Origin of the sequence: Muricoccus roseus, from assembly GCF_900141905.1 — a bacterium.
GTDB classification, from domain to species: domain Bacteria; phylum Pseudomonadota; class Alphaproteobacteria; order Acetobacterales; family Acetobacteraceae; genus Roseomonas; species Roseomonas rosea.
Map to the genome: position 1 here is coordinate 145338 of NZ_FQZF01000009.1, position 14963 is coordinate 160300.

Below are 14963 nucleotides of genomic sequence, written 5' to 3' on the forward strand. Positions count from 1 at the left end.
CCTCAGTTCGGCCGGAACGTGGCCCCGTAGAGCCTGATCCAGTTGCCTCTTGTGATCTTCTCGATTTCCGCGGGCTGGAAGCCCACCTCGCGCAGCCCCTGCGGGATCTGCCCCAGGCCGGAGACGCCTTCGGCCAGCCACTCCGCCTTCGGCGTCTTCACGGGCCTGCCGGCCGAGGAGGCGCCGTGGTCGATGCCGCGCGTCCAGCGGCCCATGCGCATCCAGGCATAATCCGCCGGCGTGTTGTCATGGCCGTAATCCGTGCCGACCGCGACCGTGTCGATCCCCGCAATGTCCACGGTGCGCGCCACCATCTCGCACCAGTTGCGGACCGAGGCGCAATAGTAATCGCCGGTGATGTTGCGGTAGACGGCGCATCCCATCACGCCGCCCGAGTCCCGCAGGGCATGCAGGATGGCGTCGCTCTTGTTGCGGCTGTGGGGCACGAGGCTGGTGGCGTTCGCATGCGTCACCGCGATCGGCTTCTCGGAATGCGCGATGGCCTCCAGCGTCGTCCGCTCGCCGACATGGGAGCAGTCGATCAGCATGCCGGCGCGGTTCATCTCCCGCACCACCTCGCGGCCGAAGCGGGCGAGGCCGCCATCATTCGGCTCGTAGCAGCTGCCGCCAACCGAGTTCTGGTTGTTGTAGGTGAGCTGCACGACGCGCACGCCGAGTTCCGCAAACATCTCGACCAGCCGGATGCGGCCGCCGAAGAGGTCTGTGTTCTGGAAGCCCAGGATGACCGCCGTGCGGCCCGAGGCGTTCACCGCCTCGATCTCGGCCGGGCTGCGGGCCACGGCGCAGGTGGCGGCATTCTCGGCGATCAGGTCACGCCAGCGGCCCAAGGCGTCGAAGGACTCCATCGGGTCCTCCCAGAAGCCGCAGGTCACGGTCACGGCCCCGATCCCGCCGCGCCGCAGGGCGGCGAAGACCTCCGGCGTGAAGTGGCCGCATTGCAGGCCGTCAATGAGCATCCGCGGATTCCGGCTTCGGGCTGAGAAGGAGGGAGATGTCGGTGTCGTCGTCATGGTCCGTCCGGCCGATGACGCGGCCATCCGGCTCCACGATCACCGGGCCGGCATGGCGCCGCGATTCCGGCGTGTCCGTCGCCAGGGCGGTGTTGGAGAGGTGGTGCAGCGCCCACCACAGCTCCGGCTCCACCACCACCCCGTGGCGCAGCGCATGGCTCAGCACGGCATCGGGCGAGGTGGCAGGGACGGCCAGCAGCGTGGCACCGCCCCTCTCGGCCCGCAGCAGCGCCGCATCGGGCCCCGTGGCCGGGCCGGTGCAGGCGCCGTCGGTGAAGAAGACCGCCAGCCCGCGGCGAGGAGCCAGGGCGCAGGCCGTGCGCAGCTCCTCCGGGTCCTGGATGTTCGTGACGGTGGCGAGCGCCGCGCCATCGGTCTTCGCGGCCACTTCCAGCGCATCGAGGATCAAGGGCAGCGCCACCCAGGCATGCTGCCCGCCGGCATCGATCGCGAGGGTTCCAGGAGCCGTCTCCGCCACCTGGAGGGCCTCGGGTGAGGCCGGGCGGAGCGCCTCGAAGCGGCGGCGCAGCAGCGGCAGGCCGCCGAGCCCGGCCGCGGCCGAATACAGCACCACGTCCCGCACAGCCGGGATGGCGCCGGATGGAACGGCGGTGAGAAGCAGGATCCGCTCCACCACCAGCCGCACCTCGCGCGGCAGCAGTGTCACGGGCCCTTCGGTGCAGGCGGCGCTCATGCTTGCGGCTCCGGCGGATAGAACCAGTCCTGATCGGCGCCCCCGGCCAGCTCGGCGGCGGTGGGCGCACCGTGGAACAGCACGCCGCGCAGGTTGCGGGCGAGATAGTCGCGCGTCTTGTCCACGCCATGCAGCGCGACGTTCATCAGCCGCACCATATGCGCGGGCACGAAGTCGTCGCCCATGATGTTCGCGCGGGGCTGGTGGTAGTGCAGCCCGGCCAGGCTCTGCACGCGCGTGATGATCTGGCGAAGGTCCGGCCGCGCCAGCAGCAGGCGGCCCACCGGCTCGGCGGGGTCGCGCCCCTCCATCGCGGCATCGAGCGCCTGCACGAGGCCGGGCAGGTCGAGGCCGAGATTGAAGGTGTCGGGCGGGGCCTCGGAGGCCGGGCCGCGACGCGGTTCCTCGGCAGTGGCCGATTTGTACCAGACATGGGCATAGGCGCCGGGCGAAGACATGTCCCAGGCCAGGGCCCAGGCATATTCGCGGCGCAGGATCTCGCGCAGCCGGCCGAGCGGCATGGCGGGCTGCGCCTCCATCTCCTCGCTGACGATCATGCCGCGGGCGAGGCGATCCGCCTCCTCGGGCACCAGCTCGATCATGAGGGAGAGGAGGGTCTCCTCCGTCTCCGGATGGAAGCGCGCGCCGACTTCCGTCGCGAGCGTGTCCAGCGGATAGGGGGCGTCGGTGCCACGCTCGTGCAGGGCGGCCACGAGGCCGGCCACCGCTTCCAGCTGCTCCGCGATGAGAGCGCTCGGGGCGAAGGCGTCATAGACCATACGGTCCTCGCGCCGGAAGCGCGCAGCGCGGCGCAGCAGGATTTCGAGCCGCGCAAGGGCCGCGTCCCCGGGCCGGACCGGCAGCGCGCGGGCGGCGGTGATCGCCTCCTCCCGCGCGCGGATCCAGGCGTCCATCAGACGCGGGTGGTTGTTGATGAACAGGATGAGTCCGAGCGCGGAGCCATTGCCGATGCCGAGGAAGCGGCGATTCTCCGTCGAGAGCGCCACAGCCTTGGCCGACTGCAGCGATGCCAGGTGGTTCACCAGGTCCGCGGCGAACTCGCGCATCATGTAGGCGGCGAGCATCTGCGCGGCCAGCGGGTGGCGCAGCGCATGGCCCTCTTCCAGCGCGAGGAAGGAGCGAGTGCCGAAGGTGCCGTTGCCGTCCAGGCCCGTGTTGCGCATGAGGTAGCAGACCTGGGCGACCAGCGCGGGCTCGGGCTGCCGCCCCTCCGCCAGGGCCGCCACGGTCGCGTCGAAGACGCGCATGCTGCGGTTGGAGCGGCACCAGATCAGCGAGCCCGGCGTCGCGCGGCCGGCATAGAGCTTGGGCAGCTCGCGGCGGGTCGTCTCGATCACCGCGTCATCCGCCACGCCTTCGACCAGCGCCCCGGTCATATCCCAGGTGCGGCCGATGATGCGGCCGGTGCGGCCGGCGCGCTGCGGCGTGTTGGAATAGGCGAGGAAGCTGAAGGTTCCGCCGGGGGTCACGATCTCGTAGACCGCCGTGCCGGCCGAATCCGCGCCGATGTCGAAGCGGCGCGTGGTGATGCGCCAGCGCTCGGCAATGGCCTGCGCCATCAGCGCGCGGGAACAGCTGATCCGGCTGGGCTGGAAGGCGGCCAGCCGCTCGGGCTGCATGAGGACATCCGGGCCGCGCGGCGAGGGCCGCGGCGTCGTGTCCCGTTGGATCGGAAGTGCGGCGCTCACGCGGGGCGGCCCTCCATGATGGCGCGCAACGCCTCGGCCGCGTCGCGCAGGGGTTGGATCCAGCCATCCGGCGCGAAGCGCTGCACCGGGGCGACGAGGGAGAGGGCGGCGGCGCAGGCGCCGTCATGCCCGAAGACCGGGACCGCGGCGGCGCGGATGCCTTCCATGGTCTGGCCGGAGGAGATGGAATGGCCGCTCTGGCGCACGGCTTCGAGGATCGCGGGGTCGAGCTCCGGCGCCATGCGGCGCGCGCGCTCGGGTTCGAGATAGGCGAGCAGCACGCGCCCGGAGGCGCTGCCCGCCAGCGCCATGGTCGCGCCCACGCGCATCTCGACGCGGAGCACGCCCTGCGGCTCCACGCGCTGGACGATGCAGGGCGCGTCGCCTTCCAGCACGGCGAGGGAGGCGGCCTCGCCGGTCTCGGCCGAGAGGCGCTCCAGGATCGGCAGGGTGCGGGCGCCGAGGCCGGCCTGTTCCGTGGCCGCCTGGGCCACGCGTGCGGCGCGGAGCGTCAGCCGGAAGAGGCCCTCGGAGGTCTGCTCGACCCAGCCTGCGGCCATGAGGGTGACGAGGCGCTGGTAGATCGTCGCGCGCCCGATCCCGAGTTCGCGGGAGAGGGTGGCGAGGCGGACGGCGCTCCGCGTGCGGCCGAGATGGTCGAGCAGCGCGAGGGTCTTCAGCGCCGAGCCCAGTGGCCGGACGCCGCCTTCCGACGCGCCTTCGCCCTCCTCATGCATGTCGAAGCCGTCCGGCATTTTGTATTCTACCTGAATACTTTGTATTGCATCCGAAGCGATATTTGACTTGTCATTGATCTGCGTCAAACAGTTTTCGCGCATGCGTGAATTTTTTCGTGCGCCGTCTTCGCCGTGGAGCGCCCATGCCGAAGCCCGCCCGGCGCGATGCACCGGGCGGGATGGAGGATGATGAAGGGAGCGGCCCGGGATGTGCCCGGGCGCGGGATCAGCGGCCCCTGGCGCGCGGATCCAGGGCGTCGCGCAGCCCGTCGCCCAGCAGGTTGAAGGCAAGCACGACGAGGAAGATGGCCAGGCCGGGATAGACCGCCATCCAGGGCGCCTGGGTGAGGAAGCGCTGGGCGGCGTTCAGCATCGACCCCCAGGAGGGATTCGGCGGCTGCTGCCCGAGGCCGAGGAAGGAGAGCGAGGCCTCGGCGATGATGGCCTCCGCGATGGACAGCGTCGCCTGGACCAGGAGCGGTGGCACGATATTCGGCAGCACATGCAGCACGGCGATTCGCCAGGGCGGGTTCCCGAGCGAGCGCGCGGCCTCCACCCATTCCGTCGCCTTCGCCTCCATCGCCATGCCGCGTGCCAGCCGCACGAAGATGGGGCTGGCGGAGATGGCGATGGCGAGCATCGCGTTCTCCAGCGCGGGGCCGAGGAAGGCGGCGAGCGCGATGGCGAGGATGAGGAAGGGCACGGAGAGCATCGCATCGGTGATGCGGGAGATGATCGTGTCCACCCATCCGCCGGCCAGGCCGGCGAGGAGGCCGAAGGGAACGCCGAGAAGCAGCGCGGCGGTGACGGAGAGCCCCCCCGCCATCAGCGAGGCGCGCGCGCCCCAGAGCACGCGGGAGAAGACGTCGCGCCCGTTCTCATCCGTGCCGAACCAGTGGAGGGCGGAGGGCGCGCGGCGGATGCGGGACCAGGAGGTGGCGACGGGATCATAGGGCGCAATCCAGGGGGCCAGCAGCGCCGCCAGGACGAAGACGAGCACCACCACCAGCCCCAGCACGGCCAGGCGGTGCCGGAAGAAGCGGCGCAGCGCGCGGCGGCCGGGGCTGTCCGCGCGGGCGACGGCGGGGGCGCCGGCGGGGGCGACGGCGGGGGATGCGCTGGCGCTCATGCCACGCGCAGCCGCGGGTTGATGGCCATGTAGAGCAGGTCCCCGATGAGGGAGAGGGTGACGAAGATGAGCGCCGTCACCACCACCACCCCCTGCACCACGGGGTAGTCGCGGTTGAACACGGCATCGACGATCAGCTTGCCGAAGCCGGGGATGGAGAAGATCTGCTCGGTCAGCACCGCGCCGGCCAGGAGGCGCCCCAGCTCGATGGTGCCGAGGGTGACGACGGGGATGAGGGCGTTGCGCAGCGCGTGGCGGCCGATCACCACGCGTTCCGGCAGCCCCTTGGCACGGGCGGTGCGGACATAGTCCTGCCCCAGCGCGCCGATCATCGCCGCGCGGGTGTGGCGCATGAACACGCCCGCGATCCCGCCGCCCAGGACGAAGGCGGGCATGATGGTGGTGGCCAGGGATTGCCGCCAGTCCTCGGTGAGCGGGACGTAGCCGGAGGGCGGCAGCCAGCCGAGATTCACGCTGAACAGCAGGATCATCATGATCCCGAGCCAGAAGTTCGGCGTGGAGATGCCGGCGAGGGCGATGCCGTTCGCCGCCCAATCCGCCGGCCGGTCGCGATAGGCCGCGGAGACGATGCCGGCCGGCACGCCGATGACGACCGCGATGACGAAGGCCATGAGCCCGAGTTGCAGCGTGACGGGCAGCTTCTCCAGGATCAGCTCACCCACGGGCTGGCGGATGCGCCAGGAGAAGCCGAGATCCCCGTGCAGGAGGCGCCAGAGCCAGGCGCCGTATTGTTCCCAGAGCGGCCGGTCGAGCATCAGCTCCGCGCGGATCTCGGCCAGCACCTGGGGGTCTCCCCGCTCCTCCCCCGCCATGATGATGGCCGGGTCCCCCGGCATCAGCTGCTGGAGGGCGAAGATCAGGACCGAGAGGATCAGCAGGGTGGGGATGATCTGCCCCAGCCTGCGCAGCAGCCATCCCCACATCGCGTCAGCGCAGCCGCACGCCCTGGAGGCGGATCAACCCGTCCGGCACCAGGGAGAAGCCCTGCAGGCGCGTGGTGTGCGCCACGATGGTCTTGGGGTGCCAGAGATAGCTGCGGGCGCGGTCCTGGGTGAGCGCGATCCCGAAGGCCTGGGCATAGAGGGCGGTGCGCCTGGCCGGTTCGCTCTCCGCGCGGGCCTGGTCCAGCAGCGCGTCCACCTCGGGGTTGGCATACTTGCCGTCGTTCTGGGCACCTCGGCTGTGGAGGAAGGTCCAGACATTGCCGTCCGGGTCCGGGCGGCCGGACCAGCCGCTGAGATAGGCCTGGAAGTCGCCGCGCACCCCGGCCTGGAGGGCGGAGGCGAATTCGGTGGCGACGATCCGCAACTCGAAGCCCGCTTCCGCGGCCATAGACTGCATGACCTCGGCCGCCTGGCGCAGCTCGGGGCTGTTGGCGACCATCAGGTCCACGGTCACGGGGGTGCGGATGCCGGCCTCGCGCAGCAGGGCCTTGGCGCGGTCCACATTCCGCGCGGTCACGCGCAGGGCGCGCACATGCATGGGCGAGGCCGGGGGGATGGGCTGGGAGGAGGGCGTGTGCAGCCCTTCATACACCACCTGGATCAGCGCCTCGCGGTCGATCGAGAGGTCGAAGGCCTCGCGCACCCGGCGGTCCTGGCCGATCGGCGACTGGGCGCGGGCCCCGTTGCCGATGTTGTAGATGATGCCCCAGTAGCCCAGCCCGTCCACCGTCGCGAGGCCGAGGCGCCGGTCGCGCCGGATGCCGGGCACGTCGCTCGGGCTGGTGACCTCAATCAGCTCCAGCGTGCCGGATTGCAGGTTGGCCAGGCGCGCCGTGCTGTCCGTGATGGGCTGGAAGGTGACGCGGTTGAAATGGATGTTCGCGGCGTTCCAGTAATTCGCGAAACGCTCGAGCACGATGCGGTCCTGCGCCACGCGCTCGACGAAGCGGAAGGGGCCGGCGCAGACCGGGCGCGCGCCGAAGTCCCGCCCCGCCGCATCGGCCGCCTTGGGGCTGACGATCATGCCCGCGCGGTCCGTGAGCTGGCTGAGGAAGGGGGCGGAGGGCTGCTTCAGCCGCAGGCGCACCGTCAGCGGGTCCACCACCTCCACGGCCTCGAGATCCGTGATCTCGCCGCGGCGGAAGCTGCCCTGCATGGTCAGGTGGCGCATGAGGGAGAAGCGGACGGCCTCGGCGTCCATCCTCTCGCCGTCATGGAAGGTCACGCCGTCGCGCAGGGTGATGACGAGGGTCTTCGGATCCTCCCAGCGATGCCCGGTGGCGAGCTGCGGGACGATCTCCAGCTTGTCGTTGATGTCGAAGAGCTTGTCGCAGAGGCTGGCGAAGACGATGCGGCCGACGAAGCTGCGCGCCAGCGTCGGGTCCATGATGTCCGGGTCTTCGCGCAGGCCGATGCGCAGGTTCGGCAGGTTCTGCGCCTGCGCGGCCCCGGCGGAGAGGACCGCCGCCACGGCGAGGGGGGCGAGGAAGCGGGCTTTCATGCGGCGGTTCCGATGCTGGCGCCCGAGGGGGGCTTGGGGGCGAAGAAGGACTGCAGCCGCGCGAGGCGCTCGCCGCCGGGCTGGTGCTCCGCGGCGGGGGCGACGGGCGGCAGCACGTCCTGGAAGTGGCAGGCGGCGCGATGGCCCGGCATGGCGGCGGTCGTGCCCGCCACCAGGGCCGGTTCCTGTTCCCGGCAGATCGGCTGGGCATGGGGGCAGCGCGTGTGGAAGCGGCAGGCGGCGGGCGGCGAGATGGGGCTGGGCAGGTCGCCCTGCAACGGCGCCGCCTTCGCTCCCCCGCCGGGCACGGAGGCCAGCAGCGCGCGCGTGTAGGGGTGCCGCGGCGTGGCGAAGAGCTGGCCGGCCGGCCCTTCCTCCACGATGCGGCCGAGATACATGACCACCACCCGGTCCGCGACATGCCGCACCACGCCGAGGTCATGGCTGATGAGGACGAAGGCGAGACGGAACTCGCGGATGAGGTCCTGCAGCAGGTTGATGACCTGGGCCTGCACCGAGACGTCGAGCGCGCTGACCGGCTCGTCGCCGACGATCAGTCGGGGGCCGCTGGCCAGGGCGCGGGCGATGGCGATGCGCTGGCGCTGCCCGCCGGAGAATTCATGCGGCCAGCGGTCGGCATGCTCGGGCCGCAGCCCGACGCGCGCGAGCAGTTCCTGCACCCGGCCGCGTTCCGCCGAGCGCGGCACGATGCCGTGCAGCCGCAGCGGCTCCCCCACGGCCTGGCCCACGGTCATGCGCGGGTCGAGGCTGGCATAGGGGTCCTGGAAGATCATCTGCATGTGCCGGCGCTGGCGGCGCAGCAGCGCGGGGGCCATGGCGCGCAGATCCTGCCCGGCGAAGCGGATGGCGCCGGCATCCGCTTCCTCCAGGCGCAGGGCGAGGCGGCCGAGGGTGGACTTGCCGCAGCCGCTTTCGCCGACGACGGCCAGCACCTCCCCCTCCTCCACCGAGAGCGAGACGCCATCCACCGCCCGCACCGCGCCGCGCCGGCGGCCGAGCGCGTCGCGCACGGGGAAGTGGCGGACAACACCTTCGAGCTCGAGCAGCGGTGCGCTCACGCGGCCTCCAGAATCTGGTCGAGCGGAGCGCGGTGGCAGGCGGCGCGGTGGCCGGGCGCGATCTCCCGCAGCGCCGGCACCGTGTCGCAGACGGCGATGCGGAAGGGGCAGCGGGTCTTGAAGCGGCAGCCCTCGGGCGGGTTCGCCAGGTCCGGCACCGTGCCCTCCACCGTCGCCAGCCGCGTGCCGCGCGGGCCATCCAGCCGCGGCGCGGCGCCGAGCAGGCCGACGGTATAGGGATGCTGCGGCATGGCCAGCACCTGCGCTGCCGGGCCGCTTTCCGCCACGCGGCCCGCATACATCACCACCACCTCGTCCGCGTGGTCCGCCACCACGCCGAGGTCGTGGGTGATGAGCAGCACCGCGGTGCCCGTGCCGCCGCGTAGCTCGTCCAGCAACGCGAGGATCTGCGCCTGCACGGTCACGTCCAGCGCCGTAGTCGGCTCGTCGGCGATCAGCACGCGCGGGCGGCAGGCCAGCGCCATGGCGATCATCACGCGCTGGCGCATGCCGCCGGAGAGCTGGTGGGGGTATTGCCGCGCGCGGCGCGCGGCCTCGGGGATGCGGACAGCCTCCAGCATCGCCACAGCCGCCGCATGCGCCCTGGCGCGGTCCAGCCCCTGATGCAGGCGCAGCGCCTCCGCCACCTGTTCTCCTGCCGTGAAGGCGGGATTCAGGCTGGTCATCGGCTCCTGGAAGATCATGGCCATCTCGGCGCCACGGATCCGGCGGCGCTCCTCCGGCGGCAGCTCCGCGATCTCGCGCCCCTCCAGGCGGATGGTGCCCGCGACCTTCGCGCTGGGTGGGAGCAGGCCCATCACGGCCAGGGAGGCGACGGACTTCCCGCAGCCGCTTTCCCCGACCAGCGCCACGGTGCGCCCGGCGGGCAGGGAGAAGGAAATGCCGTCCAGCACGCGGAGCGGGCCGCGCTCGGTGGCGAAGGTGACGGCGAGGTCGCGGACTTCCAGGGCGGAGGCGCTCAACGCCGCATTCCCTGCCGGCCTGCACAGGCACGCGTTCGTGGTGTCACCGGCCGCCCATCCCCCCTGCCCCGCATCCGCCGGCCCCGCGAAGCGGCGCCGAGAGAGTAGGTTGCGGGTTTCGCAATCGTCATGCCAGCCGGAAAACAAAGGGGCAGGACAGGGAGGGCTCCGCCCTCCACCCGCCAAAGGCCTGAGGCCCTTGGAACCCCATCGAACTGCCGTGGATACCGTTGATCGGCGGGGTCGCTGGTGGCCGGTGCTTTTCCGGCCCTTGCAGTCGCCTCGGGTCCATGACCCGAGGCGCACCGTCAGCTGAGTGATTCCAAACTTCTAAAAGAAGATGATGGTGAGGGGTCCGGGGAGAGGAAGAATTCCTTCTTCCTCTCCCCGGGACAAACCATCAGCCCAGAATGGGCAAGGCAGTATCAACCGGCCAGCGGAGCCGGGGCCTCCTCAGCCGGAGCGGCGATCAGGCGCAGCAGGTCGCGCTTCACCTCCAGCACATGGCGCCGGGTGAAGCGCGCCGCCTCTTCGGCCGCGCCGCGGCGGCAGATGTCGAGAAGCTCGGCATGCTCGGCCTTCGCGCGCTCGGTGCCGTCGGCGACGGCAAGCTGCAGGCGGGTGTAGCGGTCCGTGTTCGCCAGCAGGGTGCGGACCATCGCCAGGGTTTGGACCCGGCCCGCGGGACGGTAGAGGGCCAGGTGGTATTCGGTGTTCAGCTCGCCCCATGCGTTCAGGTCCGCCCGGTCGATCGCGGCGGAATAGTCCACCAGGATTCGCTCGGCTTCTGCGATATCGGAGGGTCCGATCCGTGGCACGGCGCGCCGGATCAGGTCCGGCTCCAGCAGCGCCCGCAGGTCGAACAGCTCCGCGATCTCCTCCGGGGAGAGGGAGCTGACGACGGCGCCGCGATGGGCGTGGATCGTCACCAGCCCTTCGGCGGCGAGCTGGCGGAAGGCTTCGCGCACGGGGATGCGGCTGATGCCGAATTCCTCGGCCAGCGCGTCCTGGCGCAGCGCCTCGCCTTCCCGGAACTCGCCGGAGAGGATGCGGCGCCGCAACTCGTCGGTGGCCGATTCCACCACCGTCTGCCGTTGCAGCTTGCGCCCAGCCACCCTCAGGCCGCCTTGTAGCGGCGCTGCACGAAGGCGCTGGAGGCGGCCGTGAGCGTGAGGGTGGTCACCATCAGGATGAAGGCGATGGCGGCCGCGAAGGGCCAGTTGTTGTTCACCGCATATTCCCGGAACAGCATGGGCGCCATCATCTGGAAACGCGCGCCGCCCAGCAGCAGCGGCGTGGCATAGGCGTTCATCGCGAGGATGAAGACGAGCACCCCGCCGGTCGCCAGCCCGGGCAGGGCCAGCGGCAGCACCACGTGCCAGAAGCGGCGGGAGGGGTCGGCGCCGAGGCTGTCGGCGGCTTCCTCCACACGCGCATCGATGCCCTCGATCACGCTCTGCAGCGTCAGCACCATGTAGGGCAGGTTGATGGAGAGAATGCCGACCACCACGGCGAAGGGCGTGTAGAGCAGCGGGAAGCTGGAGCCGGGCGAGAGGGCGGCGACCGTGCTGTCCACCAGCCCGCCGCGCCCCAGCACGCCCATCCAGCCCAGCGCGCGCACGGTGCTGCCGATGAAGAGCGGCAGGATGACCAGCAGCACGCCCACCGACTTCCACCGGCTCTGCGACCGCGCCAGCCGGTAGGCGATGGGAAAGCCCAGCACGAGGCACAGCACCGTCGTCACCAGCGCGATCCACAGCGTGGTCCAGAGCACCCCGGTGTAGAAGGGGTCGTAGAAGAAGCGCAGGTAGTTCTCGGGCGTCAGGGCCTCGACCATGAAGTTCGTGCGGTCGTAGCGGTTGAGGCTGTAGCGCGCGAGCAGGAGCAGGGGCGTGACCAGCGCCCCCATCACCAGGAAGGTGGCCGGGCCGATCAGCAGCCCGGCCGTCAGGCCCGTGGTCCGGCGCTTGGAGGGACGGCTCATCGCCCGTCCAACAGCCGGCGCCACCAGTCATTCAGGTCGTCGCGCGCGGCGGCAAGCTTGGCGTAGTCCGGCGCCACCAGCTTCGGCTTGGGCTCGGGCAGGGCCAGGCGCTGGGCCACCTCGCCTTCCAGCGTCGCCTGGCTGCTGGTGGGCAGGTAGCCCATGCTGTCGGCGAAGCCGCGCTGGGCGGAGGGCTCCAGCATGGCGTTGAGATAGGCGAAGGCGGCGGTCTTGTTGGGCGCGTTCTTCGGCACGCTCATGGAGGAGACGTAGACGATGCTGCCTTCCTTCGGGAAGGAGCTCTGCACCGAGACGCCGGCCTTCTGCCAGAAGATGGTGCGCGCCTGCCAGACCGGCCCGACATCGATCTCGCCCGAGCGCAGGGCGGGGGCGAAGGCGTCGGTCACGGTGTAGGTCTTGTTGCCGTCGCGGACCAGCTTCTCCAGGTCCGGCTTCGCCGCCGCGAAGTTGGAGGCATCGCCGGTTTTCGCCAGGGCAGCGGCCATGACGATGTAGATGAAGCTGTTGTCCAGCAGCCCGACCTTGCCCTTATAGCGGTCGGCCATCAGGTCGGCGAAGGCGGTGGGCGGCTGCTGCACGCGCTCGGTGTTGTAGATGAAGATCTGCGGGCTGAAGATGTGCGGCAGGGCGTAGTTCGTGCGCAGCTCCGGCAGCACGTACTTCATGTTGGGCACCTTGCCCTCGTCCAGCGGCTCCAGCAGCCCCGCCTCGTTCAGGTCGTAGGACTGCGGGGCCTGGGCGCAGATGATGTCCACATTGCCGCGCGGCAGGCGGCGCTGGGCGATGAGCTTGGCGACGCGCGCCGGCTCCGTGCCCACATCCTGCGTCACCTCGATGTTCTTCGGCGCGAGCAGGGGCTGGTCGATATTGCTGCCCAGCAGGCGGGCGTAGTCACCGCCCCAGGTGCTGACCACGAGCCGGCCGGAGGCCTGGGCACGCGCCACATGGGGCATGAAGGGCAGCGCGGCGGCCGCGGCGCCCAGGCCGAGAAGCTGTCGGCGCGAGGCGCCTGGTTGCCGGTCGGTCATGTTGGGCTCCTTCATCGGGGGTTCAGGCGGGGGTCAGGCAGGAACAGGGGTGCGGGCGGCCAGCGGCGCGCCGGCGGAATCGAAGAGGCGTTCACTGGCCGGGTCCCAGGCGATGCCGGCCCGGTCCCCCGCGGCGAAGCGGCGGGCGGCGCCGCCATCCGTCGGGTCGTGCAGGATCAGCCGCGTGCCGTCCGGCAGCACCAGCAGCACCTCGATATGGGCGCCGACATAGGTGGCATCCTCGACGGTCGCGACCACGCGCGCCCCGGCGTCCTCAGGGCCGCAAAGCCGCACCCGCTCGGGCCGGATGGCCAGGGTGCAGGGGCCGGTGGCGGTATAGCCTCCGGCCAGGCGGATGGCGCCGCCGCCGGGCAGCATCAGCCGCTCCCCCTCGGCCAGTTCCCCGGGGATGAGGTTGCTGTGGCCGATGAAGCGCGCCACGAAGGGGTTGGCGGGGCGCTCGTACAGCTCCTCCTGCGTGCCTACCTGCTGCACGGCACCCTCGTTCATCACCACCAGCCGGTCGGCCATCATCATGGCCTCGTCCTGGTCATGCGTGACCATCAGCGCCGTCAGCCCCGCCGCGCGCTGGAGCCCGCGGATCTCGCGCGCCACCTGCTGGCGGAGATTGGCGTCCAGGTTCGAAAGCGGCTCGTCCAGCAGCAGCACCTTCGGGCGGATGGCGAGCGCGCGGGCGAGCGCGACGCGCTGCTGCTGCCCGCCCGAGAGCTGGCGGGGATAGCGGTCGGCCATGGAGGCCAGCTTCACCATCTCCAACGTCTCTGCCAGCCGGGCCTCCACCTCCGCCTTCGGCAGCTTGCGCATGCGCAGGCCGAAGGTGACGTTCTGGGCCACGGTCATGTGCGGAAACAGGGCGTAGCTCTGGAACACCATGCCCATTTCGCGCCGGTAGGGGGGGAGCCCCGCATAGTCCCGCCCTTCCAGCAGGATGCGGCCTTCGCTCGCCTCCACGAAGCCCGCGACCATGCGCAGCGTTGTCGTCTTGCCGCAGCCGGAGGGGCCGAGCAGGACGAGCATTTCGCCCTGCCGCACATCCAGGTTCACGTCCTGCACGGCGGTGCTGGCGCCGAAGCGCTTGGTCAGCCCCTCGATTCGGAGATAGGTGTCGCTCATCAGACGATCCGGCTCAGCTTCACATAGCGGTCCAGCAGCAGCAGCAGCCCGGCGATGACGAGGGTTTGCACCATCACCACCGCCGCCACCAGCGGATCGACCTTGTATTCCAGGTATTGCAGCACGGAGATCGGCAGCGTCGTCTGCCCCGGCGCGATCAGGAACAGCGTCATCTCGATATTCTCGAAGGAGACGATGAAGGCGAAGAGCGCGGCGGCCACGATGCCCTGGCGCATCATCGGCAGCGTCACGCGCCACAGCACGGACCAGGGCCGGGCGCCGAGATTTGCCGCCGCCTCTTCCACCGAGCGGTCAAGCCCCACGAGGTTGGCGACGCAGAGCCGGATGACCCAGGGCACGGTGATGAGCAGATGCGCCAGCACCAGCACGAGGTCGGAGCCGATCAACGGCACCTCGGTCGCGATCTCCGTCTCCACCACCAGCACGTAGATGGAGAGGCCGATCACCACGCCCGGCACCGTCAGCGGCGAGAGCAGCAGCACGTTCAGCAGGCCGCGGCCGAGGAAGCGGTAGCGCACCAGGGCGAGGCTGGCGGGGATGCCGAGCGCCAGGCTGCCCAGCGTCGCCATGGCGGCGATGCGGAGGCTGGTGCCCAGCGCGTCGCCGAAGCGCGGGAATTCGAGGATCCGGGCATACCAGGAGACGGAGTAGCCCGAGGGCGGGAAGACTACGACCGCGTCGCGGAACAGGCTGATATAGGCCGTCATCACCAGGGGCACGGCCATGGCCAGCACCCCCGTGGCGATCAGCCCCCAGACGAGCACCGCCGCGGCCGAGACGCGGCGATGCACCACCGCCGGCGTGCTGGCGCGCGCCGGTGCCGCCCCCTCTGACGCTGCCGCGATTCCTGCCAATCCACCTCTCCGTCAGCACCGCCTCGGCGGGTTCGTTCATGCAAGCGGCAAGCCATGCGGACTGTCAATTGGATAAAATGTCCTTTATAGGCG

Annotated in this window: 14 protein-coding genes; all 14 read right to left on the minus strand. The window is 70.9% G+C overall.

Translation table 11 applies throughout. From position 1 onward, the window contains the following. Window positions 1-2 precede the first annotated feature (2 nt). On the minus strand, window positions 3-977 hold the full coding sequence (locus BUB97_RS09580; protein ID WP_073134018.1) for a dipeptidase: 975 nt from the start codon (window positions 975-977) through the stop codon (window positions 3-5). Continuing rightward, on the minus strand, window positions 967-1725 hold the full coding sequence (locus BUB97_RS09585) for a hypothetical protein (protein WP_073134020.1): 759 nt from the start codon (window positions 1723-1725) through the stop codon (window positions 967-969). The genes BUB97_RS09580 and BUB97_RS09585 overlap by 11 nt, the downstream gene beginning before the upstream one ends. Further along, window positions 1722-3434, minus strand: a complete 1713-nt coding sequence (locus tag BUB97_RS09590) for a hypothetical protein (RefSeq protein ID WP_073134022.1) — start codon at window positions 3432-3434, stop codon at window positions 1722-1724. Before BUB97_RS09590 ends, BUB97_RS09585 begins: the two co-directional genes overlap by 4 nt. Further along, window positions 3431-4189 (minus strand): IclR family transcriptional regulator, encoded by a 759-nt coding sequence (locus BUB97_RS09595; RefSeq protein ID WP_073134024.1) that lies wholly within the window; start codon window positions 4187-4189, stop codon window positions 3431-3433. The genes BUB97_RS09590 and BUB97_RS09595 overlap by 4 nt, the downstream gene beginning before the upstream one ends. A 208-nt stretch (window positions 4190-4397) precedes the next feature. Continuing rightward, window positions 4398-5300, minus strand: coding sequence for an ABC transporter permease (locus BUB97_RS09600; protein WP_073134026.1), 903 nt, complete (start codon window positions 5298-5300; stop codon window positions 4398-4400). Beyond that, window positions 5297-6244: an ABC transporter permease gene (locus BUB97_RS09605; RefSeq protein ID WP_073134028.1), complete on the minus strand. Its 948-nt coding sequence runs from the start codon at window positions 6242-6244 to the stop codon at window positions 5297-5299. The genes BUB97_RS09600 and BUB97_RS09605 overlap by 4 nt, the downstream gene beginning before the upstream one ends. Before the next feature lie 4 nt (window positions 6245-6248). Then, on the minus strand, window positions 6249-7766 hold the full coding sequence (locus tag BUB97_RS09610; RefSeq protein ID WP_073134030.1) for an ABC transporter substrate-binding protein: 1518 nt from the start codon (window positions 7764-7766) through the stop codon (window positions 6249-6251). Then, window positions 7763-8845, minus strand: coding sequence for an ABC transporter ATP-binding protein (locus BUB97_RS09615; RefSeq protein WP_073134032.1), 1083 nt, complete (start codon window positions 8843-8845; stop codon window positions 7763-7765). The genes BUB97_RS09610 and BUB97_RS09615 overlap by 4 nt, the downstream gene beginning before the upstream one ends. Then, window positions 8842-9828 carry an ABC transporter ATP-binding protein gene (locus BUB97_RS09620; RefSeq protein WP_073134034.1) on the minus strand — a complete coding sequence of 329 codons (987 nt, stop codon included), beginning with the start codon at window positions 9826-9828 and terminating at the stop codon, window positions 8842-8844. Before BUB97_RS09620 ends, BUB97_RS09615 begins: the two co-directional genes overlap by 4 nt. Before the next feature lie 425 nt (window positions 9829-10253). After that, entirely contained in the window at window positions 10254-10943 is a 690-nt protein-coding gene (locus tag BUB97_RS09625; protein ID WP_086062053.1) for a GntR family transcriptional regulator, read from the minus strand. A gap of 2 nt (window positions 10944-10945) precedes the next feature. Beyond that, window positions 10946-11812 carry an ABC transporter permease gene (locus tag BUB97_RS09630; protein WP_073134036.1) on the minus strand — a complete coding sequence of 289 codons (867 nt, stop codon included), beginning with the start codon at window positions 11810-11812 and terminating at the stop codon, window positions 10946-10948. Continuing rightward, complete coding sequence (locus tag BUB97_RS09635) at window positions 11809-12861, minus strand: ABC transporter substrate-binding protein (protein ID WP_073134125.1); 1053 nt, start codon at window positions 12859-12861, stop codon at window positions 11809-11811. Before BUB97_RS09635 ends, BUB97_RS09630 begins: the two co-directional genes overlap by 4 nt. 33 nt (window positions 12862-12894) lie before the next feature. Then, window positions 12895-13995, minus strand: coding sequence for an ABC transporter ATP-binding protein (locus BUB97_RS09640; protein WP_073134038.1), 1101 nt, complete (start codon window positions 13993-13995; stop codon window positions 12895-12897). Next, window positions 13995-14870, minus strand: coding sequence for an ABC transporter permease (locus tag BUB97_RS09645; RefSeq protein ID WP_086062055.1), 876 nt, complete (start codon window positions 14868-14870; stop codon window positions 13995-13997). Before BUB97_RS09645 ends, BUB97_RS09640 begins: the two co-directional genes overlap by 1 nt. Window positions 14871-14963: the final 93 nt, after the last annotated feature.

What these genes read in the sequence shown, in the direction of transcription:
- BUB97_RS09635 (WP_073134125.1), bottom strand. Translation starts at nt 12,861, where the DNA reads ATGACCGACCGGCAACCAGGCGCCTCGCGCCGACAGCTTCTCGGCCTG.
- BUB97_RS09600 (WP_073134026.1), bottom strand. Translation starts at nt 5,300, where the DNA reads ATGAGCGCCAGCGCATCCCCCGCCGTCGCCCCCGCCGGCGCCCCCGCC.
- BUB97_RS09610 (WP_073134030.1), bottom strand. Translation starts at nt 7,766, where the DNA reads ATGAAAGCCCGCTTCCTCGCCCCCCTCGCCGTGGCGGCGGTCCTCTCC.
- BUB97_RS09640 (WP_073134038.1), bottom strand. Translation starts at nt 13,995, where the DNA reads ATGAGCGACACCTATCTCCGAATCGAGGGGCTGACCAAGCGCTTCGGC.
- BUB97_RS09580 (WP_073134018.1), bottom strand. Translation starts at nt 977, where the DNA reads ATGCTCATTGACGGCCTGCAATGCGGCCACTTCACGCCGGAGGTCTTC.
- BUB97_RS09605 (WP_073134028.1), bottom strand. Translation starts at nt 6,244, where the DNA reads ATGTGGGGATGGCTGCTGCGCAGGCTGGGGCAGATCATCCCCACCCTG.
- BUB97_RS09630 (WP_073134036.1), bottom strand. Translation starts at nt 11,812, where the DNA reads ATGAGCCGTCCCTCCAAGCGCCGGACCACGGGCCTGACGGCCGGGCTG.
- BUB97_RS09585 (WP_073134020.1), bottom strand. Translation starts at nt 1,725, where the DNA reads ATGAGCGCCGCCTGCACCGAAGGGCCCGTGACACTGCTGCCGCGCGAG.
- BUB97_RS09595 (WP_073134024.1), bottom strand. Translation starts at nt 4,189, where the DNA reads ATGCCGGACGGCTTCGACATGCATGAGGAGGGCGAAGGCGCGTCGGAA.